A 20,365-nucleotide genomic window follows, 5' to 3' on the forward strand; every position below is an offset into this window, starting at 1 on the left:
CGCCCAAGACACCACGCGCAAGTGACAGCCCCCGAAATGCGAAACGCCCCGGTCAGTGACCGGGGCGTTCCTTTATCTGCATCAGGTGAGAGGGGCTCAGTCGGCCGCCTCTTCCTTCTTCTCGGCAGAGACTTCCTCGCCGGTTTCCTGATCGACCATCTTCATGGCGAGGCGCACCTTGCCGCGATCGTCGAAGCCGAGCAGCTTCACGAAGACTTCCTGGCCTTCCTTCAGCACATCGCTCGGGTGGTTCAGGCGGCGGTTCTCGATCTGGGACACGTGCACCAGACCGTCGCGCTTGCCGAAGAAGTTCACGAAGGCGCCGAAATCGACGATCTTCACGACCTTGCCCTTGTAGACCTTGCCCTCTTCCGGCTCGGCCACGATCGAGTGGATCATGTCATAGGCCTTCTGGATCGACTCGCCGTTCGGCGACGCGATCTTGATCAGGCCTTCGTCGTTGATGTCGACCTTGGCGCCCGACACTTCGACGATCTCGCGGATGACCTTGCCGCCCGAGCCGATCACTTCACGGATCTTGTCGGTCGGGATCTGCATCATCTCGATGCGCGGCGCGTGGACCGAGAACTCGCCGGCCTCGGACAGCGCCTTGCCCATCTCGGAGAGGATGTGCATCCGGCCGTCCTTGGCCTGTGCCAGCGCCTTCTTCATGATCTCGGGAGTGATGCCCGCGACCTTGATGTCCATCTGCAGCGAGGTGATGCCGTTCTCGGTGCCTGCGACTTTGAAGTCCATGTCGCCGAGGTGATCCTCGTCGCCGAGGATGTCGGTCAGGATCGCGTACTCGCCGTCATCTTCCAGCACCAGGCCCATGGCCACACCGGCCACCGGGGCCTTCAGCGGAACGCCCGCATCCATCATCGACAGCGAGCCGCCGCAGACGGAAGCCATCGAGGACGAGCCGTTGGACTCGGTGATCTCGGAGACCAGGCGGATGGTGTAGGGGAAGTCGGTCGGAGCCGGCAGCACGGCCTGCAGTGCGCGCCATGCCAGCTTGCCGTGGCCGATTTCGCGACGACCCGGGGAACCGACGCGGCCCACTTCGCCCACCGAGTAGGGGGGGAAGTTGTAGTGCAGCAGGAAGTTCGAGCGGAAGTTGCCGTGCAGCGCGTCGATGATCTGCTCGTCGTCGCCGGTGCCCAGCGTGGTCACGACCAGCGCCTGGGTTTCGCCGCGGGTGAACAGCGACGAGCCGTGGGTGCGCGGGAGCACCGAGGTTTCCGACTGGATCGGGCGGACCTGGTCGAGCGCGCGACCGTCGATGCGGCGCTTGTTCTTGACCACGTCGGCGCGCAGAACGGTCGACTCGAGCTTCTTCAGAGCCGAGCCAAGGTTCGCGTCCTCGAGCTGCTCTTCCGAGAGCTGGCCCTTGATCTCTTCCTTGGCGGCCGAGACCGCGGCAACGCGTTGCTGCTTGTCGGTGATCGCATAGGCGGCACGCATCTTGTCTTCGCCAAGGCCCTTCACGACCTCGTACAGCGCCGAGTATTCCGGCGGCTGGAAGTCGAACGGCTCTTTCGCGCAGTCTTCGGCCAGCGAGACGATCAGGTCGATGACAGGCTGGATCTGCTCGTGCGCGAAGGTCACCGCGCCCAGCATCTCTTCCTCGGTCAGCTCATAGGCTTCCGATTCCACCATCATCACGGCGTCCTTGGTGCCGGCCACGACGAGGTCGAGACGCTGCTCGGGGTTGTTGCGCAGCCCCTGCATGTCGTCGACGGTCGGGTTCAGCACGTAGTCGCCATCCTCGAAGCCGACGCGGGCGCCGGCGATCGGGCCCATGAACGGCACGCCCGAGATGGTCAGCGCAGCCGAGGCGGCGATCATCGCGACGATGTCGGGGTCGTTGACGAGGTCGTGGCTCAGCACGGTGCACATCACCAGCACTTCATGCTTGAAGCCGGGGACGAACAGCGGGCGGATCGGACGGTCGATCAGGCGTGCGGTCAGCGTCTCTTTCTCGGTCGGACGCGCTTCACGCTTGAAGAAGCCGCCGGGCACCTTGCCCGCGGCATAGTATTTTTCCTGGTAGTGGACGGTCAGCGGAAAGAAATCCTGACCCGGCTTCGGCTCTTTCGCGAAGGTCACGTTGGCCATGACGGAGGTCTCGCCCAGCGTGGCGATGACGGTGCCGTCGGCCTGACGGGCAACCTTGCCCGATTCCAGCGTGAGCGTCTCTTCGCCCCACTGCATCGATTTCTTCGTAATGTTGAACATGTTCATATCCTGTGAGGGAGCACTCGCGGGCCCTCCCGCGTCTCCCGTTTTCGTGGCGGCCCCATTGCCGCCGCCCCCTATCCTCCTGCACGCGCCCGGGGGCCAAGGGCGTCACGTCTCAGATGGCGCGGCCATACAGTGTTTTCCCCATGATTGAAAGAAAAACCCGCGGTGCGTCACCCCCGCCAGCAGATCGTAAGCGCATCGCGAGATTTCAAGCCGCAAGGCATTCCGCGCCAGGCGAGCAGCGCTCTATCGCCGGCAAACACTGACCTTGCAGCCCTCTCGCTGACCGCTCACCTGGCAACGCCGAGACAGCGAATGATCGATGTCCGGCACTGGTTTCACAATCGTGATCAAACCTGCAGCATGTCGTCGGTGAGCGCCGCCAATTGCTCGGACTGGAACCGGATTCTGGTATTCTCCGTTTCGAAGACGAGGTGGTCGCCATCCTGATGGAAGGCCTCAAGCGCGGCATCGAGATCGGCGAAACCAAAGGCCGTCAGGTCAATGATGTCGAAGGACTGTAGATCGGCGACCGTGTCGTTGCCTTCGTCGGGTGCAAAGACAAACCTGTCGGACCCGGGCCCACCGAAGAGCAGGTCATTGCCGGTACCGCCAGCGAGCACGTCGTCTTCGCCCCGCGCGCGCATCCATGCGTCAAAGCCTTGATCGTCATTCAGCAGGACTTGCACGGCGACGAATTCATCACGGCTGAGCCCGGCGTCAAGCTGTGCCGCGGCGAAATCCACCTCGCCTTCGGATGTCGTGTCATCCAAATTGGTCAGGACCAGTTCGACAAAGTCGCGATCCGACAGGCCACTCGCGCTCTGCTCGAACTCTTGCGACGTAAGCAGCATCCGGGTCAGACCGCTGAGATCGAGCCCGTTTTCGATGCGATCGAGCCAGTTCTCGAACCCCCGCGCATCCGGACGCCGGCCCAAGACCGCCTGATAGGACGAGAACACCTCGTCTCCCCATTGATTTTCGAACTCGACGAGGCGCCCAGTCAGATCGTAGCCCGAGCTCTGCGATTGATACTCCTCGCTCAGGACGAAAGCGCTGGCGATCTCGCCCTCGGCGTAGCGAGGCAGCAAACCCCAACTATAGGCCCGTTCCAACTGGTCTAGCCAAATTTCGCGATAAGGATCATCATCCACGACATTGCCACGCAAACGCTCGTAGAAGAACGAAATCAGGTCTGCGCCATGCAGATCACCCCAGCGCTGATCGAACTCGGGGCTGCCGATGATGAAGGCCGCCGCATCGCTCAGACCGTAGAATGAATAATAAGCATTCTCCAGCCCCATCTGCAGCTCTCTCTCGCTGGGTTCGCGGTCGAGCAGAAACTCAAACAGGCGGAAAACCGCTCCCTCGATGCCGGGGAGCCATTGACCGTCGGCAGTGTCATCACCGATCAAGAGGTCGTCGCCCTCCGCACCGAGCAAGACGTCGTGCCCGGAAATGCCGCGAATCGTATTATCGCGGTCTGAACCAAACACGAGCGTCGAAGACGCATCGTCGACATAATTGGGAGAGTAAGCGTGTATCTGGATCGAGGCCACGGCATCCGGTACGTATCCATCGAAACTGTAAATCCTTTCGGCCGATATTTCGTAGGCGCCATACACGTCGACCCACTCGGCCGATGCCGATACGAAATACGTTCCATTGGCCTCGGGAGCGAAAAACAAACTGTTGCTCAAGTAATAAGAATTTCTGACCATTACCGGGATCAAGTCTCCCTCGCTGTCATAGATCCCCCTGATCACGGCCGAGTAGGACAGCGAGCCTGTGGCGTCGGTGGGCGACATGACGAACTGGTAAACGCCGCCCTCCTCCAACTCCACTGCAAACCAGTCACGATCCGCGCGCGGTAGAAACGCATTATCCTCAATCTCGCCAGTTGCGGCCTCTCCGACACGTAGAATGCCCGTCGTATCGACCGTCGCCGCGAAATCGTCGATGCGTTGGTAGATTGAGGCTTGCAGTTCGTAGCCGCCTTCACCTTCCAAGAAATAATCCCAATTTGTTACAGATACATGGTACACTCCTGATTCATCGGGAGTAAACAGAACCTTGTTACCTCGGTAGGCAACTTGGTCATTCCATTCCGACACATACTCGCCTTCCGAGTCATACAACCCCTCGATAGACGGAAAGCCCCCGCTGTCAGAAGTGCCATTGCCGCTAGCGGACACATCGAAGAGATAGCTTTCACCGGCCGTCAACTCTATTGCAAACCAGTCGTCATCCTGAATTTGATAGACGTCGCCGGCCTGAATTTCTCCGGATACGGTCTCTCCAACGGAGAAATTTCCAGAAGTCTCAGGATCGGCACCGAAATCATCAACGAAATCGTAGGCTGTTAGGTTCAGTTCATATGCTCCGGTGGAAGTTCCAAAGGCAGACGCCGCGAGATAGTAGGTTCCGGACTGGGCAACCGAAAAGATGCTCCGGGAGTTATAACCCTCGCCACCATCGTCATCCCCTGTCCCATAGACGATCTGACCCTGCGAATTCCGCAATCCAAGAAAATAGGGGTCTCCCAGGCCCAAAACATCGCCATTCGAAGCAGAGATCAGATCGATCCGGTAATACTGGTCTGCGTCCAGCTGCGTAGCAAACCAATCGACATCATTATCCACTTCGATAATACCTGTCGCGAAACCGCCTACTGAAATCGTTCCTGTTGTGGATACTGCATTCTCGAAATCATCAGGCATGTCTCAACCCCAGGATTAATGAATAAATGAAATCTCGCCTTCAGTATGTGCAAAATTCGATCGCCGCGCAACTCGCAAGAACTGGCAAAATGAAAACGCCCGCTCCTCTCGGAACGGGCGCTCGTAACCTTGGCCGGGCGCATGCCCGAAAGCGACTTAGCGGCGGATGCCGAGGCGCTTGATGAGGTCCTGGTAACGGGCCTCTTCCTTGCCCTTCAGGTAGTCCAGCAGCTTGCGGCGCTGCGCCACGAGCTTGAGAAGGCCACGACGCGAGTGGTTGTCCTTCTTGTGGGTCTTGAAGTGCTCGGTCAGGGTGGTGATGCGGCTGGTGAGGATGGCCACCTGAACTTCAGGGGAGCCGGTATCGCCTTCTTTGGTGGCGAATTCCTTCATCAGGCGGTTCTTTTCTTCGACGGTGATCGACATCGGGGTCTCCTTGATGGTTGGTGTGGATGGCACAAGCCGGGATGTCGTCCAGCAGGGCCCGTGGAGATACCCACCCCCGAATGGAGCGGATGCGCGCGTATAAGGCGATTCCGGCACGTTGAAAAGGAAAATCCCCGCCTGCCGCCACAGCCGCAGCGGCCTCGTGCTCAGGCTGCGTGCTCAGGCCGCGCCCGCCAGCGCAGCCGCGCTCTCGCCTAGCACGACGATGGCCTCGACCTCAGGCGCGTCGGCATCGGGCATCACGGCGATGACATCGCCATCCAGCACGACCTCGGTCAGGCCGGGCAGTTCGGCGCTGCTGCGCAGCTCGACCTCGGGCGTTTCGGCCCCGTCGCTGTCGTCGTAGACGATCAGCATCTGGTCCTGCCCGGGATCGAAATCCATCAGCATGGCGCTCTGGCCGTCGCGGATCCACGAGCCGAGCACGAACTCGTCGCTGCCCTCCCCACCCGAGGCCACGTCGCGCGCGCCGATCTCGAGCCGGTCGTCACCATCGCCGCCGTTGAGGTAATCGAGATCATCGCCATCGCCGCCATCGCCGGCCAGCATCAGGCCCGAGATCACGTCATCGTCCCAGCCACCGAACAAGGTGTCCTGCCCGTTGCCTCCGATCAGCGTATCGTCGCCCTCGCGCCCGTGCAGCGCATCGTTCCCGGAGCCGCCGAGCAGGGAATCCGCCGACAGCCCGCCCTGCAGCTCATCATCATCGTCCCCACCGTCGAGCGCGCCGCCGCCATCATGGGCAAAGAGCTGATCCGATCCGCCAAGCCCCATGAGCAGGTCGCCCCCGGCGTCGCCGTGCAGCGTGTCGTTACCGTCGCCACCAAGCACGGTGTCGTTCCCCTCGCCGCCCACGAGCTCATCGTCGCCGCCCAGCCCGTCCAGCAGATCATCGCCGCCAAGCCCGGCCAGAAGATCGGTCTCTTCGCTGCCCTCAAGCGTGTCGGGGCCCTCGGTGCCCGAGGCGATGACGCCACGCGGACCGGTCTCTTCCGCCTCATCGGGAGTGTCGCCCTCGTCGCTCTCGCCAAGCTCCTGCGTGCCGATGATCGCAACCGATCCCAGCACCATCATTCCCATCAGACCCGCCAACCAGAGCATCCGCCAACCTCTCACTCATGACGAGGGCAGAGTTTCCCGCGCCGGAGGCCGCAACTCAACGGATATCGCCGCTCAGGGTTAACCGCCCGCAATCCGCGCGGGCGTGACCGGGTAGCGCTCGGCCTCGGGCCAGGGCGCCGGCGCGACCTTGTAGGAGACGTAGAGCGGGTGGCGCGGGTGGCCGTCGCGGGTCAGGCCGAGGTGATGCAGCGCGCCCGGCAGCGCCGCCGCCAGCGCCGGCCCGCGCCCCATCAACGCGCCGTGCACGCCCCACGCGGCCAGCGTCATGTCGGCCTGATCATGCCAGGCGCGCAGCAGCGCGTCGTTCTCCGTGCCCACCGGCGCGCGCGCCTTGCGCAGGTCCTCGGGCCGGGTGGCGCGCCAGGCGAAGAGGTTGGCGATGTGCATGGCCCCAAACCCCAGTTGCACCGCACGGCGCTGGCAGCGCTCGATGGTGGGGTCGTTGCGCAGCTCGTCGGCGGTCGAGGGGTTGAGCATGACATAGAGCAGTGACGGCCCCTGCCCCCAGACCCGCTCCAGCCCGTAGCGATAGCGCTCGCAGGGCGAATAATACGCCCGCGATGTCACCCCGTCCGCGCTGTGTTGCCGTTCGATCATGGCGCCGGACACTGCCCCCGCGTGGCCCGCGCCGCAACCCCGTTGACACCGCCAATGCCCCGGCGCACGCTCCGGCCAAACTCGGCACCACAGGACATCGCATGGACATCGCCCGCATCGAGGCGGCCGCAAAGCGGCTCGCCGGTCACGCCCGCCGCACGCCGCTGCTCTCCTCTCCGTTCCTCGACGAGATCGCCGGGCGCCGGATTCTGGTCAAGGCCGAGTGCCTGCAGCATACCGGCAGCTTCAAGTTCCGCGGCGCGTGGTCGGCGATCTCGGCGCTCGACCCCGAGATCCGCAAGCAGGGCGTGATCGCGTTCTCTTCGGGCAACCACGCGCAGGGCATCGCGGCTGCGGCGCGGATGCATGGCATCCCGGCGGTGATCATCATGCCTTCGGACGCGCCCGACGCAAAGGTTGCCGGCACCAAGGGGCTCGGTGGCGATGTGGTGCTCTATGACCGCGCCTCCGAAGACCGCGATGCGATCGGCGCGCGGCTCGCGGCAGAGCGCGGGCTGACGCTGATCAAGCCGTTCGACGAACCCGAGGTGATCGCCGGACAGGGCACCTGCGGGCTCGAGATCGCCGAGCAGGCGGCGGAGGCCGGCGTGAGCGAGGCCGACGTGATCGTCTGCTGCGGCGGCGGCGGTCTGACCTCGGGCATCGCGCTGGCGCTCGAAGCCCGGGCGCCGGGGCTGCGGGTGCGGCCCGCCGAACCCGAGGGGTTCGACGACGTGAAACGCTCTCTGGCAGCCGGCGAGATCGCCCGCAACGCGCAACTCTCGGGCAGTATCTGCGACGCGATCGTGACGCCGCAGCCCGGCGAGCTGACCTTCCCGATCATGCGCCGCCTCTGCGGTCCGGGCCTCGCGGTCAGCGAGGAAGAGGCGCTGAAGGCCATGCAGCTCGCCTTCCGGCACCTCAAGGTGGTGGCCGAGCCGGGCGGCGCGGTGGCGCTGGCCGCGGCGCTGTTCCACGGCGATGAGATCGAGGGCAACGCGGTGGTTTGCACGATCTCGGGCGGCAATGTCGATCCGGAGATGTTCAAGCGGGCGCTCGACCTCCCTCTTTGACGCGGCTCAAGGCGCGGTTTGCGGCACGGGTGCAGACTCGGGACGCAAACCGATGGAGGGCCGGATGCCGGATCTTCCGAGCCACAGGGGCATTCGCGCGGGCATTCCCCCGCTTACACTTGCGCTGATCTATATCGGCGCCGTGGTGCTGCCGCTCGCACTGGCCGCCCTGCTCGGCGAGACGCACCGGCAGCTCACCGTGCAGCTTGGCGCCGCGGCGGGCTCGATCTCGGCAGCGATGATCCTCCTGCAGATGATCTCCAGCGGACGGTTCGAGGCGGTTTCGGGCCGCATCGGCATCGACATCACCATGGCATTCCACAAATGGGCCGCGCCGATGGCGCTGGCCTTCGCGCTGGCGCATGTGGCGCTGCTGATCGGCCTGCCCGACCCGGATCGCCCGAACCGCCTCGCCCGCCGCTTCGCGACGCTGATGACCGCCGAGCGGCTCTGGGATGCGCGGCTGGCGCTGATCCTGCTGGCGCTGCTCGTGGGGCTGGCGCTGCTGCGCGACCGGCTGCCGGTGCGCTACCAGATCTGGCGCGGCAGCCACGCTCTGGGGGCGCTGGCGCTGGTCGGGCTGGTGCTGGCACACCTTGTCACCGACGGGTTGCTTGGCCCGGCCCGCGCCGCCCTCTGGACGGGCTTCGCTGCCGCCGTCACCCTGCCCGCGCTCTGGGTCTATGCCCGTCGGCTGACACGGCCCCGCAGTGAGTGCTGGACCGTCGCCAGCCTCCGCCGCGTCACGCCGCGCATCCACGAGATGCTGCTCGAGAACCCGCATGGCGACAGCCTCGACTTCCGGCCCGGCCAGTTCGTCTGGGCCAGCGTCGGCGGCCAGCGCCTGCCGCTGCATGACCACCCGTTCTCCATCGCCTCCGCCCCCGGCGCGCCGCGACTCCGGCTGCTGATCCAGGAGGCGGGCGATTTCACCTCGTCGCTCGATGCGGTGGAACCGGGCACCCGCGTCGCCATCGACGGGCCGCATGGCAGCTTCGGACCAAGCGACGCCCCGCGCGACGGGCTCGTCCTGATCGCCGGCGGCGTCGGCATCGCGCCGATCCTGTCGATGCTCGAGACCTTCGCCCGCGACGGCTGCGCCTGCCCGCTGCGCTTTGCCTACGCGATGCATGACAGCCGCGACATGATCCCCGCCGGGATGTTCCGCCCGGCACTGGCGACGCTCGGCGTGACGCCACTGCTGACCGCAAGCCGCAACGCCGGCGGCGAGATCGCGCAGGGCCGGCTCGGCGATGCACAGATGAAGCTGCTTCTCGATGGGCTGGATCCGAAGCGCGTCGAGGTGATGATCTGCGGCCCGGGGCCCTTGATGACGACGCTGACCGATACGCTCAACGACCTCGGCGTGCCGCTCTCGCACATTCATTACGAGCGTTTCAGCTACGGCTCGGGGCCGCTCTCGCGCAAGGATCACCGGATGATGGCGGGGTTCGCGACGATCTTCGCCGCGCTGGCGGCGGCGATGGCGCTCTACTCGCTGGTCTGAGACCGGAACCACGCGATGAGCGCCGCCCGCAGGTCGGGATCGCCGGCATGATGGCGGCTCAGGAAGGCGTCCATCTCGGCCGCGGCATCCGGCCCTTCGAACGCATAAGACACCTCGGACGGGTTGCGATGACAGCGCGTGCAGGCCTGCTGGAAATAGGCCGCACCCTCCTCGGCGTCGGCCAGAAGCGTGCCCGGCGCAACGCCACTCAGAACCATGGAAAGAACAATCGCCGTCCGCATCTTCCAACCTCCCGGTCCGAACACCGCATCTGTTGCGATCATCGGCCCGGCGGGCGGGGTGGCGCAACCGGCGAATTGCCTCAGTCGTCGATCCGACGCGCCTCGTCGACCAGCATCACCGGGATGCCGTCGCGGATCGGGTAGGCGAGGCCCGCGGCCTTGCTGATCAGCTCCTGACGCTCGAGATCGTAGTCGAGCCGGTGCTGCGTCGCCGGGCAGACCAGCGCCTCGAGCATGCGGCGGTCAAACGCCGCGGGGGATGTGTCGGCTTCGGTCATTGCACGCGGTCCTCTCCGCCACCGCCCCGAAGGGCATATTCGATCAGTGTCACCAGCGTTTCGCGCCGGGTCTGCAGCGACGGCGCCTCGAGCAGCGCCTGTTTTTCCTCGGGGTCGAACTCGAGCAGCATGGACAGCGAATTCACCAGCAGCTCGTCATCGGCCTCCTTGAGCGTGCCCCAGTCCGCCGACAGGCCCTTGGCCTCGAAATAGCGGTCGAGCAGCCTCATGAATGCGTCACGCTGGAACTCGGGATCGCTTTCATCAGTCTCGAGATCCCGGTCGAACCCCTCCCAGCTCACCTCGCAACGGCGATAGGGGGTGAAGCTCTCGATCTCCTGCCGGATGCGAAACCGCGACATGCCCGTGAGGGTGATCATGTAGCGCCCATCCTCGGTTTCCGAGAATTGCGTCACCCGCCCGGCGCAGCCGATGCGGTAAAGCCCGTCTCCGCCCTCGCGCTTCGACAGCGGGTCGGGCTGGACCATGCCGATCAGGCGCGACTCGGTCTTGAGCGCGTCGTCGAACATCGCCAGGTAGCGGGGTTCGAAAATGTGCAGAGGCAGCCGCGCACGCGGCAGAAGCAGCGCGCCCGGCAGGGGAAAGATCGGGATCGTTCCCGGCAGATCGATGTGTTTCGCCATGCAAGCCCAGCTAGCGCGCCCGAGGCCTCAGGCAAATATCATCGAGCTGAGTTTTCGGCGTCCGTTCAGCACCACCGGATCGTTCGGCTTCAGCGCCTCGAAGATGGTGAAAAGCTGAGCTTTTGCCGCGCCGTCGTTCCACTCGCGATCGCGCTTGAAGAGCTCGAGCAGCTGGTCCACCGCGCCCGCCGCGTCGCCCTTGGCATAGAGCGCCTGAGCGAGGTCGAAGCGGGCCTGATGATCGGCCGGATCGGCTTCGACGGCGGCGGTCAGATCCGCGACGGGGCCGGCATCGGCGGCCTGCTTCGCGAGCTCGAGCTGCGCGTGTGCGGCTTCCAGCTCGGGGCTCTTGGAAATCTCCACCGGGGCGCCGTTGAGCACCGCTTCGGCCTGCTCGAGATCGTCCATCGCAATATGGGCGCGCACGAAGCCGCCGTAGGCGCGGGCGTTCTGCGGCTCTTCCTCGAGGATCGCCGCGAAGGTCTGCGCCGCGTCGGTGGCGGCGCCCTGCTCGAGCATCTCCTCGGCGGCGTCGACCGCGGCATCGAGCCCGTCCTCACCGGCTTCGCCACCAGCGGCCTGAATCACGCGCTCGACAAACGCCTTCAGCTCGGAGGGCGGCAACGCGCCCTGAAAGCCATCGACCGGCTGGCCCTTGTAGAAGGCATAGACCGTCGGGATCGACTGGATCCGCATCTGGCCGGCGATCATCTGCGCCTCGTCAACATTGACCTTGGCCATGACCACGGCGCCCTTGGCAGCGGTCACCTCGGCCTCGAGTGCCGGTCCGAGCTGCTTGCAGGGGCCGCACCACGGCGCCCAGAAGTCCACGATCACCGGGACCTCCTGCGACTTCTCGACCACTTCGGCCATGAAGTCGGCTTCGGTCACGTCCTTGATCAGATCGCCCTTCGGCGCCTGCGCATTGCCACCCAGTTCCAGCATCTTGTCCTCCGCTGCTTGCGGTCACGTTGCAGGGACAGATGGCGCATGAGCCCTGGTGTTGCAAGGGGATCGCGTCAGCGCTTGGGCCCAAAGCGCCGAAAAGCCGCGCTAGTCGTGCTCGATCCGGGCCCAGATCGGCAGGTGATCCGAGGCCAGCCGCGCCGCGCCGCCACTCTCGACCCCCATCTCGGCGATGCGAAGCCCGCGGCCGTGGGCGATGCCGTCGAGCGCCACGAAGGGGCGGCGCGCGTGATAGCTGCGTCCCGGCAGCAGCAGTTCGAATTTCTTCTCCCACGGCTCGTAGCCGCGGACGTCGGACCACTCGTTGAAGTCGCCGGCGATCAGCGCCCGGATCTCGCGCCCCTTCAGATGCTCGCGGATCGTGGTCATCTGCTGCAGACGGTAGCGCCGCATCAGCCCCAGATGCGCGCCCACCAGCGTCACGCCGCCGACTTCGGCCAGCACCGCGCCGCGCGGCTCCAGCCCCGGCAGATCGATGCGCTCGAGCCGGGCGGGCTCGAGCCCCCGGCGCAGCAGGATGGCGTTGCCATGCCAACCTATGCTGACATCGTTGATCGCCAGGTCGGCAACCTCGTAGTCGGTCTCCTGCGAGATCAGGAAGCGCGGCAGCGCGGTGGGGCGCGGCCCGAGCCGGAGGTCAGCCTCCTGCAGCAGCACCGCGTCGGCGTCGATCTGGTTGAGCACCTTGAGGATCCGCGCCGGATCGCGGCGGCGATCGGTCCCCAGCGCCTTGCGGATGTTGTAGCTCGCGATTTTCATGCCCGGCGGTCCCTCTCAGAGCACCGGAGAGAACAGCCGGGTGACGCGTGCGCCGGCGCGCAGCCACAGCGGCTGTTCGTCGAAGCTGGTCTCGAGCTTCTCGGAAACCTCGAAATCCGCCTCGAGCATCGCGGCCACCCGGCCCGCGAAGCGCTCGTCGAACACCGCCACCATGGTCTCGAAATTGAGCCGGAAGGACCGATTGTCGAGGTTGGCGGTGCCGACACCGGCAAAATCGTCGTCGCAGACCACCACCTTCTGGTGCACGAAGCCCGGTTGGTAGCGCCAGATCTGCACCCCGGCGGCACGCAGCTCGTCGAAATAGGTGAAGGCCGCGAGCCAGGTCAGCCAGTGGTCGCGGACCTCGGGCACAAGCACCCGCACGTCGACCCCGCGCAGCGCCGCCGCTTTCAGCGCCGCCATGACCTCCTCGTCGGGAACAAGGTAGGGCGACGAGATCCACAGCCGCTCTCGCGCGGCGTTGATCGCGGAGAAATAGAACAGTGAGCCGCTGTCGAGCTCGTCGACGGGGCCGGAGGGCACCACCACCGCGTCGGCGCCATCTTCCTGCGCCGCCGGGGTCCAGTGCAGCTTTTCGCCCAGCGCCTCGTCGGTGGCCCAGTGCCAGTCCTCGACATAGGCCAGCTGAAGCTGTGCCACGGTCGGCCCGGTAAGCCGCAGGTGGGTGTCGCGCCACGGCCCGAATTCCGGGTTCAGCCCGCGATAGGTGTCCGAAACGTTGAGACCGCCGGTAAAGCCGATCTCGCCGTCGATGATGACGGTCTTGCGATGGTTGCGGAAGTTGATCTGCAGCCGCGAGGTCGGGCCGCGTGCGGCGCGCGGATCGAGCACGGTGACACCGGCCTCGACCAGCCGCTCGCGGTAGCTTGCCGGCAGGCTGTAGCTGCCCACCCCGTCATAGAGCAGACGCACGTCCACGCCGCGCTCCGCCGCCGCGATCAGGCGGTCCGCCAGCGCCCGGCCGGTGTCGTCGTCGGCGATGGTGTAGTATTGCACCAGAACGTAGCTCTTGGCGGCGTCGATGGCCTCGTGGATCGCCGGGAACGTCTGCGCGCCGTCAATCAGCAGCTCGAACCGGTTGCCGCCGACCACTTTCAGCTCCGAGATGCTCTCGTAGAGCCGGTAGGCGGCGCGCTGCCGGCTCGGCTGTACCGTGCGCGCATAAGCCCCGTAGGTCTTCATCAGCTGGTGACTGGCACGCCGGCGCTTGGTGAAGCCGTGCAGCTTGTGATGCCCGAAAAGCAGGTAGGCTGGCAACGCGAACCAAGGCGCGGCGAGCAGGAACACAACCCAAGCGACCGAGCCCTGCGGCGTGCGCGCGCGGCGCAGCACCCGCCAGATCGCCACCCCCACGGCCAGCGGCAGGAGGACGGCGATGAGAACGGAGATCAGGATGCGCAGATCGGTGATGAACATGGACCTATGCCTACAGGGTTCGTCTCAACCCTGCCAAGTCCTTCCGGTTCCCCCGGCGCCATTGTTCGCGGTCAGAGATCGAATGTCGCGAAAACCGGCGCGTGGTCCGAGGGCTTTTCCCAGCCGCGCGCATCTCGCAGCACCCGGCTCGAATGCCCGGCGGAGGCGATGTCGGGCGTCGCCCAGACATGATCGAGGCGACGGCCCTTGTCGGCGGCATCCCAGTCACGCGCCCGGTAGGACCACCACGAATAGAGCTGGCCTTCGGGGATGTCCTTGCGGGTGATGTCGACCCAGCCACCGGCCTCCTGCGTCTCGGCCAGCGCCTCGACCTCGACGGGCGTATGCGAGACCACCTTCAGAAGCTGCTTGTGCGACCAGACGTCATCCTCGCGCGGGGCGATGTTGAGATCGCCGACGAGGATGGATTTCTTCGGCGCCTCCGCGCGGAACCAGTCGCGCATCTCGGCGAGGTAATCGAGCTTCTGGCCAAACTTCTCGTTGACCTCCCGATCGGGCACGTCGCCGCCGGCGGGAACGTAGAAGTTCTGCACCGTCACGCCGTTCTCGAGTTCGGCCGCCACGTGGCGGGCATGGCCCAGCCCGGCGAAGTCGTGGTCGCCCATGTCGCGCATCGGCAGCTTCGACAGGATCGCCACGCCGTTGTAGCCCTTCTGCCCCCGCGCCACGACATGGCCGTAGCCAAGCGCGCGGAACGCCTCCATCGGAATCTTCTCGACCGGGCTCTTGCACTCCTGCAGGCAGAGCACGTCCGGTGCCTCCTCGGTCAGGAGCTTGCAGACCAGCGCCTCGCGCAGGCGGACCGAGTTGATGTTCCAGGTGGCGAGGGTGAAGGGCATGTCTGGGATCTCCGGCTGTGTCCCTGCCCCAATCGCACCGGGGCAGGGTCGTCGCAACCCGGATCGTGCCGCAGCCGGGGGCTCAGGCGCCCTCGCGCACCGTGTCGATCATCAGTTGCACGTTCTCGGGATCGGCATCGGGGGTGATGCCGTGGCCGAGGTTGAAGATGTGCGGCCCCTTGGAGAATGCCTTCACCACGCGCCGGGTCTCGGCCACCAGCGCGTCACCGCCGGTCACCATGTGCGACGAGGCGAGGTTGCCCTGCACGCAGCCCGAGACCTGAACGTGCTCGGCCGCCCATTCCGGGCTCACGCTGTCATCAACCGCGACGCAATCGGCCCCGGTCGCTTCGTGGAAGCCGACATAACCCTGCCCCGCTTGCCGCGGGAACACGATGACCGGCAGGCCGGGATGGCGCGCCTTCAGCGCCTGCGTGATGATCCGGGCCGGCTCCAGGGCATAGCGCTGGAAATCCTCGCCCGAGAGCGAGCCCGCCCAGCTGTCGAACAGCTTGACCACCTCGGCCCCTGCCTCGACCTGCGCCGAGAGGTAGTCGATGGTGGCCTCGGTCAACCGCTCGATGATCGCCTCGAAGAGCGGCCGGTTCTCGGCCTTGAGCGCGTGCGCCGGGCCCTGGTCCTTGGTGCCGCGTCCCGCGATCATGTAAGTCGCCACCGTCCACGGCGCGCCGGCAAAGCCGATCAGCGTGGTCTCTTCGGGGAGCTCGCGGCGCAGGATCTTCACCGTCTCGTAGATCGGGTTCAGCGTGTCGTGGATCATCTCGCCACGGCCCAGCTTGTCGAATTCCGCCTGCGTCGTGATGGTCGACAGGCGCGGCCCTTCGCCGGTGACGAACCACAGGTCGTTGCCGAGCGCCTGCGGCACCAGCAGGATGTCGGCGAACAGGATCGCCCCGTCGAAGCCGTAACGGCGGATCGGCTGCAGCGTCACCTCGGCGGCGAGCTCGGGGTTGTAGCACAGCGACAGGAAGTCGCCGGCCTGCGCCCGCGTCGCCTTGTATTCCGGCAGGTAGCGCCCGGCCTGGCGCATCATCCAGATCGGCGGCACGGGCAAGGTCTCGCCGGCAAGCGCCCTGAGGATGGTCTTGGTCATTGTCGCGGCCTCCCAGATGGTGTCGCAGGCGGCAATATGTCAATTCACGCCCCATTGCCACAGGCGAACACGCGACATAAAGCTCAGGCCCATGATGACACTGCTTCCCTCCCCCGCCGCTCCTCTGAAGATCGGCACCCGCGGATCGCCGCTGGCGCTGGCCCAGGCCCACGAGACCCGCGACCGCCTCGCCGCCGCCTTCGACCTGCCCCAGGACGCCTTCGAGATCGTCGTCATCAAGACCACCGGCGACGACCGCGCGATGATCGCCGCCGACCGGCCGCTGAAGGAGATCGGCAACAAGGGACTCTTTACCAAGGAGATCGAGGAGCAGCTGCTCTCGGGCGGCATCGACATCGCGGTGCACTCGATGAAGGACATGCCGACAGAGCAGCCCGAGGGCCTCGTGCTCGACTGCTACCTGCCGCGCGAGGACGAGCGCGACGCCTTCATATCGCCGGGCCATGCCGGGCTTGCCGCCCTGCCCGAGGGCACCGTGGTCGGCACCTCGTCGCTGCGCCGCCGTGCGCAGCTGCTGAACCGCCGGCCGGACCTGCAGGTGGTGGAGTTCCGCGGCAACGTGCAGACCCGGCTGAAGAAGCTCGAGGACGGCGTCGCCGCCGCCACCTTCCTCGCCATGGCGGGACTGCGTCGCATGGACATGACCGACATCCCGATGACCGCCATGTCGCCCGACGACATGCTGCCCGCCATCGCCCAGGGCGCCATCGGCATCGAGCGTCGCTCCGATGACAGCCGCACGGGCGACATGCTGGCCGCGATCCACGATACCGACACCGCCACCCGTCTCGCCGCCGAACGCACCTTCCTCGCGGCGCTCGACGGTTCCTGCGAGACCCCCATCGCAGGGCTTGCGGAGCTCGACGGCGACATGCTCCGCCTGCGCGGCGAGATCCTCGCCCCCGACGGCAGCGCCTCCCACGCCGGCGAACTGAGCGGCCCCGCCGCCGATGGCCCCGCCATGGGCCGCGCGCTCGCCCAAGAGCTCCTCGCCAGGGCCGGCCCTGATTTCTTCGCCTGGCGCGGCTGACCATTTCGCAAACATCCGGGCCGGACGCCTCCGGCGGGAGTATTTTTGACGAAGAGAAGCCAGGGGTGCAGCGCTCCTGGCTTCTCTGGTTTCAAAATACCTCGGGGGTGAATTGGCGCGCAGCGCCAAGAGGGGGCAGCATCCCCTCTTTCTTTTATTATGCGCGCACCTCCGGTGCGACAGGGGGCAGCGCCCCGTCACCGCCCGGGCCGGCGAAGACGGGACCGGGCTGATCCTGCGCAGTCCGAAGGGCTGCACCGCCGGACATCTTTGACAAGAAAATGCCCCCTGCATTGCGGCCGGGGGCAGGGATCTGGAGAGCGGCCCGGGTCTTCGCCCGCGCCGTCACGGCGTGGCCCGGCGTCAGCTCGGCCCGATCATGAAGCAGGTCACCTGCCGCGCCTGCAGCCGGCGGCAGGCGAGATCCGCGGTCTCGCGGCTCAGCCCCATGAAATTGGCATCGAAGCCGGAGCTGCGGTCGATCACCTTGCGCAGCGAGCCATCCAGCGTCGAGGTCTCCATCAGCGCGGTCTTCAGCAGCACCTTCTCGGCGGCGTAGCGGCTTGGATAGCGGCCGACATTGATTCCCCAGTGGCGCCCGCCCGAGGTCGAGAGACGTGTCACGACCTCCTGCGTTTCCTGCACCGGCGCCGAGACCGGCACGGCCTGTGCCTCGGCCGGCGCCGCCGAGGCGGCAGCCATCAGGATGCCCTGCGGGCGGCGCACCGGCTTGATCGAGGCATTGGGCGCCACGTCCGAGGCATCGCCGGCAACCGCCTCGGGGACCGCTTCGGCAATCTCGACCTCCGAGACGGCGCTCTCCTCGGCGGTCTGTACACTGGCCAGCACGGTCTCGATGTCGCTCTCCACGCTCGCCACCAGCGGGGCGATCTCGGCGCTCGAGGCGCCGGGGCGTGATTGCGGTCGCAGGCTGCGGGTCACCGCCGCCGAGACCACGCGAATCGTCTTGCCACGCGCGCCGTCCGGCGAGGGATCGGCGCTGCGCGCCACCTCGACATTGCCGAGCCCGCGATTGCCGAGATAGGGCGGCTTGCCCGGCGCCCGCAGCGCGACGCGGGTCTTGGCGCGCTTGAAGCCGAGATCCATCAACTCCGCCACCTTGGCATTGCGCGACGCGGTGGAGCGACCGCCGAACACCGTCGTCACCACCCGTTCGCTGCCGCGCTCGGCAGAGGCCACGAGGTTGAAGCCCGCCGCGCGGGTGTAGCCGGTCTTGATGCCGTCGGCGCCCTTGTAGGCCCCGAGGAACCGCCGGTTGGTGTTGTAGACCTCGTGCATGCCCGCATGGGTCGTGATGCGCGAGAAAAGGTTATAGTACTGCGGGTAGTCGTAGATCATGTGCCGCCCGAGCAGCGTCATGTCCCGCGCCGTCGACATGTGACCGGTCTCGGTCAGTCCGTTGGCGTTCTTGAACGTGGTGCGCGACATGCCCATCGCCTTGGCGGTGCGGTTCATCCGCCGTGCGAAGGCCGCCTCGCTGCCCGAGATCGCCTCACCGATGGCGGTGGCGGCATCGTTGGCGGATTTCACCGCCGCCGCCCGCACCAGATAGCGCAGCTTGATCTTCTGCCCCGAGCGCAGCCCCAGTTTCGAGGGCGGCTCTGCCGCGGCATTGCGCGAGATCGTGACCACCGTGTCCATGGTCAACTCGCCATGCTCGACCGCCTCGAAGGCGAGGTAGAGCGTCATCATCTTGGTCAGAGATGCGGGGTGCAGCGGGGTGTCGGCATTCTCGGAATGCAGCACCTCGCCGGATCTGGCGTCCACCACCATCGCCGCGTAGGGCGCAGCGAGAGCGCTCATCGGAGCAGCGATGAGGAACCAGAGTAGTGTAATGAATTGCAGGCCTGCTCGGCCCGGCTTTTGCCTGTGCCGTCCCGTCACGGTATCCGCCTTTTTTTCTGCCTCGGTGTTCCCGGTTTCTCCGGTGAACTTCTCGTTATGATTGTTTGAAAGCGTAGCACGGAAGATCGCATCGCGGAAGACCGCAATATGTTGATTCTCTGCCTCTTTCGAAGGCAGCGGAGTCCAGATGTTGGGGGCCGTTTCGGACCACCGACTATCACGGCGATTAAGGCAAAAATGTGGCGGAATCGCGAGACTCAGCCGATCTCGCGCACCAGACTCACCAGCCCGCCAAGATCTTCGAGCTCTGCAAACCGCGGATGCGCGGGCTTTTCCGCCGCCTGCAGAGACCACATGAGCTCCTGCGGCACGTAGACTCCCCAGCCGCCCGCCTCGATCGCCGGACGCACATCCGATTTCAGCGAGTTGCCGACCATCATCGCCGCCCCTGCCCCACCCGGGCAGGCCGCGAAGATCCGGGCATAGGTCTCGGGCCGCTTGTCCGAGACGATCTCCACCGCATCGAACCAGTCGCCCAGCCCGGACTGGGCGAGCTTGCGCTCTTGGTGCAGAAGATCGCCCTTGGTGATCAGCACGAGGTGATGATCCGCCGCCAGCGCCTCGACCGCCTCCTGCGCGTGCGGCAGCAACTCGATGGGGTGGGCCAGCATGTCCTGCCCGGCCTTGAGGATCTCGCCGATGACGCTGCCCGGCACCCGCCCGTCGGTGACCTCGATCGCGGTCTCGATCATCGACAGCACGAAGCCCTTCACGCCGAAACCGTAATGCCCGATATTGCGCCGCTCGGCCTCGAGCAGCCGCGCGTCGAGGTGATCGGCCTCCACATGGTCCTGCAGCAGCTCGGCGAATCGCTCCTGCGTCAGCTTGAAGAAACGCTCGTTGTGCCAGAGCGTGTCGTCCGCATCGAAACCGATTGTCAGCAAATTCGAGGCCATAAGGCGAAGACTCCGTCCTGAGCCCTTTTCTCCGGGCGATCACCGATTTATATAGACCCTTCGAGCCACCAACCGCAAAGCGCCTTGAGCCCGAGATGACAATCACCATCACGGAAAAAACCATCCGCCTCGCGAACTCGCCCTCCCTGCCGGGAGACGGCGATGGCGATGCCGATGTGGTCCTGCAGACCAAGCCCAAGACCAAGCGGCCGCCGCTCTACAAGGTGCTGCTGCTGAACGACGATTACACGCCGATGGAATTCGTCGTCCACGTGCTCGAGCGGTTCTTTGGCATGTCCCATGCCCAGGCCTTCGAAATCATGCTCACGGTGCACAAGAAGGGGGTCGCGGTGGTCGGCGTGTTCAGCCACGAGATCGCCGAGACCAAGGTCGGACAGGTGATGGATTTCGCCCGCCGCCATCAGCATCCGCTGCAATGCACCATGGAAAAGGAGTGAGCCGCGCCCCCGCGCCGGCCCTGC

At 65.8% G+C, this 20,365-nt stretch carries 19 protein-coding genes; 4 read left to right on the top strand and 15 right to left on the bottom strand.

Going from position 1 to position 20,365, the window contains the following annotated elements; all coding sequences use genetic code 11:
• Positions 1–96 precede the first annotated feature (96 nt).
• The 5 genes from pnp to JF542_RS12710 all read right to left on the bottom strand — a co-directional run bounded on the left by pnp (position 97) and on the right by JF542_RS12710 (position 7,130).
• Positions 97–2,238, bottom strand: coding sequence for a polyribonucleotide nucleotidyltransferase (gene pnp, locus JF542_RS12690; RefSeq protein WP_207076097.1), 2,142 nt, complete (start codon positions 2,236–2,238; stop codon positions 97–99).
• Positions 2,239–2,594: 356 nt separating this feature from the next.
• Positions 2,595–4,964: a hypothetical protein gene (locus JF542_RS12695; RefSeq protein WP_207076098.1), complete on the bottom strand. Its 2,370-nt coding sequence runs from the start codon at positions 4,962–4,964 to the stop codon at positions 2,595–2,597.
• A 156-nt stretch (positions 4,965–5,120) separates the two neighbouring features.
• Positions 5,121–5,390 (bottom strand): 30S ribosomal protein S15, encoded by a 270-nt coding sequence (gene rpsO / locus JF542_RS12700; RefSeq protein ID WP_207076099.1) that lies wholly within the window; start codon positions 5,388–5,390, stop codon positions 5,121–5,123.
• Between the two features lie 180 nt (positions 5,391–5,570).
• A complete protein-coding gene (locus JF542_RS24530; RefSeq protein ID WP_207076100.1) occupies positions 5,571–6,512 on the bottom strand; it encodes a calcium-binding protein in 942 nt (313 codons plus the stop codon).
• Positions 6,513–6,590: 78 nt separating this feature from the next.
• Positions 6,591–7,130 (bottom strand): DUF1643 domain-containing protein, encoded by a 540-nt coding sequence (locus JF542_RS12710; RefSeq protein ID WP_207076101.1) that lies wholly within the window; start codon positions 7,128–7,130, stop codon positions 6,591–6,593.
• 101 nt (positions 7,131–7,231) lie between these two features.
• Between JF542_RS12710 and JF542_RS12715 the strand changes: the two genes are divergently transcribed.
• Both JF542_RS12715 and JF542_RS12720 read left to right on the top strand, forming a co-directional pair.
• A complete protein-coding gene (locus JF542_RS12715; protein WP_207076102.1) occupies positions 7,232–8,203 on the top strand; it encodes a threonine ammonia-lyase in 972 nt (323 codons plus the stop codon).
• A 64-nt stretch (positions 8,204–8,267) separates the two neighbouring features.
• Complete coding sequence (locus JF542_RS12720; protein WP_207076103.1) at positions 8,268–9,710, top strand: ferredoxin reductase family protein; 1,443 nt, start codon at positions 8,268–8,270, stop codon at positions 9,708–9,710.
• On the opposite strand, the gene JF542_RS12725 is transcribed toward JF542_RS12720, so the two are convergent.
• The 8 genes from JF542_RS12725 to hemE form a co-directional block, all read right to left on the bottom strand.
• On the bottom strand, positions 9,695–9,952 hold the full coding sequence (locus JF542_RS12725) for a hypothetical protein (RefSeq protein ID WP_207076104.1): 258 nt from the start codon (positions 9,950–9,952) through the stop codon (positions 9,695–9,697). The genes JF542_RS12720 and JF542_RS12725 overlap by 16 nt on opposite strands.
• A gap of 80 nt (positions 9,953–10,032) precedes the next feature.
• Entirely contained in the window at positions 10,033–10,230 is a 198-nt protein-coding gene (locus tag JF542_RS12730) for a Trm112 family protein (protein ID WP_007793593.1), read from the bottom strand.
• Positions 10,227–10,874 carry an LON peptidase substrate-binding domain-containing protein gene (locus JF542_RS12735; RefSeq protein ID WP_007793595.1) on the bottom strand — a complete coding sequence of 216 codons (648 nt, stop codon included), beginning with the start codon at positions 10,872–10,874 and terminating at the stop codon, positions 10,227–10,229. Before JF542_RS12735 ends, JF542_RS12730 begins: the two co-directional genes overlap by 4 nt.
• Before the next feature lie 27 nt (positions 10,875–10,901).
• Entirely contained in the window at positions 10,902–11,819 is a 918-nt protein-coding gene (locus JF542_RS12740; protein WP_207076105.1) for a thioredoxin family protein, read from the bottom strand.
• A gap of 108 nt (positions 11,820–11,927) precedes the next feature.
• Positions 11,928–12,599 carry an endonuclease/exonuclease/phosphatase family protein gene (locus tag JF542_RS12745; protein ID WP_207076106.1) on the bottom strand — a complete coding sequence of 224 codons (672 nt, stop codon included), beginning with the start codon at positions 12,597–12,599 and terminating at the stop codon, positions 11,928–11,930.
• A 15-nt stretch (positions 12,600–12,614) separates the two neighbouring features.
• Entirely contained in the window at positions 12,615–14,036 is a 1,422-nt protein-coding gene (gene cls / locus JF542_RS12750) for a cardiolipin synthase (protein WP_007793603.1), read from the bottom strand.
• A gap of 71 nt (positions 14,037–14,107) precedes the next feature.
• Complete coding sequence (locus tag JF542_RS12755) at positions 14,108–14,896, bottom strand: exodeoxyribonuclease III (protein ID WP_007793606.1); 789 nt, start codon at positions 14,894–14,896, stop codon at positions 14,108–14,110.
• Between the two features lie 82 nt (positions 14,897–14,978).
• Complete coding sequence (gene hemE, locus JF542_RS12760) at positions 14,979–16,010, bottom strand: uroporphyrinogen decarboxylase (protein WP_207076107.1); 1,032 nt, start codon at positions 16,008–16,010, stop codon at positions 14,979–14,981.
• Between the two features lie 91 nt (positions 16,011–16,101).
• On the opposite strand from hemE, the gene hemC reads away from it, so the two are divergent.
• A complete protein-coding gene (hemC, locus tag JF542_RS12765; protein ID WP_207076108.1) occupies positions 16,102–17,061 on the top strand; it encodes a hydroxymethylbilane synthase in 960 nt (319 codons plus the stop codon).
• Between the two features lie 363 nt (positions 17,062–17,424).
• Here the strand turns inward: hemC and JF542_RS12770 are convergent, their stop codons facing one another.
• Together JF542_RS12770 and JF542_RS12775 are read right to left on the bottom strand one after the other, a co-directional pair.
• Positions 17,425–18,885: a D-alanyl-D-alanine carboxypeptidase family protein gene (locus JF542_RS12770; RefSeq protein ID WP_207076109.1), complete on the bottom strand. Its 1,461-nt coding sequence runs from the start codon at positions 18,883–18,885 to the stop codon at positions 17,425–17,427.
• A 299-nt stretch (positions 18,886–19,184) separates the two neighbouring features.
• Complete coding sequence (locus JF542_RS12775; protein WP_207076110.1) at positions 19,185–19,883, bottom strand: HAD family hydrolase; 699 nt, start codon at positions 19,881–19,883, stop codon at positions 19,185–19,187.
• A 95-nt stretch (positions 19,884–19,978) separates the two neighbouring features.
• Between JF542_RS12775 and clpS the strand changes: the two genes are divergently transcribed.
• Entirely contained in the window at positions 19,979–20,341 is a 363-nt protein-coding gene (gene clpS, locus JF542_RS12780; RefSeq protein ID WP_007793618.1) for an ATP-dependent Clp protease adapter ClpS, read from the top strand.
• The last annotated feature ends 24 nt before the right edge of the window (positions 20,342–20,365 follow it).

It is taken from the genome of Salipiger bermudensis (assembly GCF_017309175.1).
Lineage (GTDB): Bacteria > Pseudomonadota > Alphaproteobacteria > Rhodobacterales > Rhodobacteraceae > Salipiger > Salipiger bermudensis.

Bases quoted from the DNA above. Each gene is read 5' to 3' on its own strand.
- JF542_RS12715 (WP_207076102.1), top strand. From the start codon at position 7,232: ATGGACATCGCCCGCATCGAGGCGGCCGCAAAGCGGCTCGCCGGTCAC.
- hemC (WP_207076108.1), top strand. From the start codon at position 16,102: ATGATGACACTGCTTCCCTCCCCCGCCGCTCCTCTGAAGATCGGCACC.
- JF542_RS24530 (WP_207076100.1), bottom strand. From the start codon at position 6,512: ATGCTCTGGTTGGCGGGTCTGATGGGAATGATGGTGCTGGGATCGGTT.
- JF542_RS12730 (WP_007793593.1), bottom strand. From the start codon at position 10,230: ATGACCGAAGCCGACACATCCCCCGCGGCGTTTGACCGCCGCATGCTC.
- JF542_RS12710 (WP_207076101.1), bottom strand. From the start codon at position 7,130: ATGATCGAACGGCAACACAGCGCGGACGGGGTGACATCGCGGGCGTAT.
- hemE (WP_207076107.1), bottom strand. From the start codon at position 16,010: ATGACCAAGACCATCCTCAGGGCGCTTGCCGGCGAGACCTTGCCCGTG.
- cls (WP_007793603.1), bottom strand. From the start codon at position 14,036: ATGTTCATCACCGATCTGCGCATCCTGATCTCCGTTCTCATCGCCGTC.
- JF542_RS12740 (WP_207076105.1), bottom strand. From the start codon at position 11,819: ATGCTGGAACTGGGTGGCAATGCGCAGGCGCCGAAGGGCGATCTGATC.
- rpsO (WP_207076099.1), bottom strand. From the start codon at position 5,390: ATGTCGATCACCGTCGAAGAAAAGAACCGCCTGATGAAGGAATTCGCC.
- JF542_RS12775 (WP_207076110.1), bottom strand. From the start codon at position 19,883: ATGGCCTCGAATTTGCTGACAATCGGTTTCGATGCGGACGACACGCTC.
- JF542_RS12720 (WP_207076103.1), top strand. From the start codon at position 8,268: ATGCCGGATCTTCCGAGCCACAGGGGCATTCGCGCGGGCATTCCCCCG.
- pnp (WP_207076097.1), bottom strand. From the start codon at position 2,238: ATGTTCAACATTACGAAGAAATCGATGCAGTGGGGCGAAGAGACGCTC.
- JF542_RS12725 (WP_207076104.1), bottom strand. From the start codon at position 9,952: ATGCGGACGGCGATTGTTCTTTCCATGGTTCTGAGTGGCGTTGCGCCG.
- JF542_RS12770 (WP_207076109.1), bottom strand. From the start codon at position 18,885: ATGAGCGCTCTCGCTGCGCCCTACGCGGCGATGGTGGTGGACGCCAGA.
- clpS (WP_007793618.1), top strand. From the start codon at position 19,979: ATGACAATCACCATCACGGAAAAAACCATCCGCCTCGCGAACTCGCCC.
- JF542_RS12755 (WP_007793606.1), bottom strand. From the start codon at position 14,896: ATGCCCTTCACCCTCGCCACCTGGAACATCAACTCGGTCCGCCTGCGC.
- JF542_RS12735 (WP_007793595.1), bottom strand. From the start codon at position 10,874: ATGGCGAAACACATCGATCTGCCGGGAACGATCCCGATCTTTCCCCTG.
- JF542_RS12695 (WP_207076098.1), bottom strand. From the start codon at position 4,964: ATGCCTGATGATTTCGAGAATGCAGTATCCACAACAGGAACGATTTCA.
- JF542_RS12745 (WP_207076106.1), bottom strand. From the start codon at position 12,599: ATGAAAATCGCGAGCTACAACATCCGCAAGGCGCTGGGGACCGATCGC.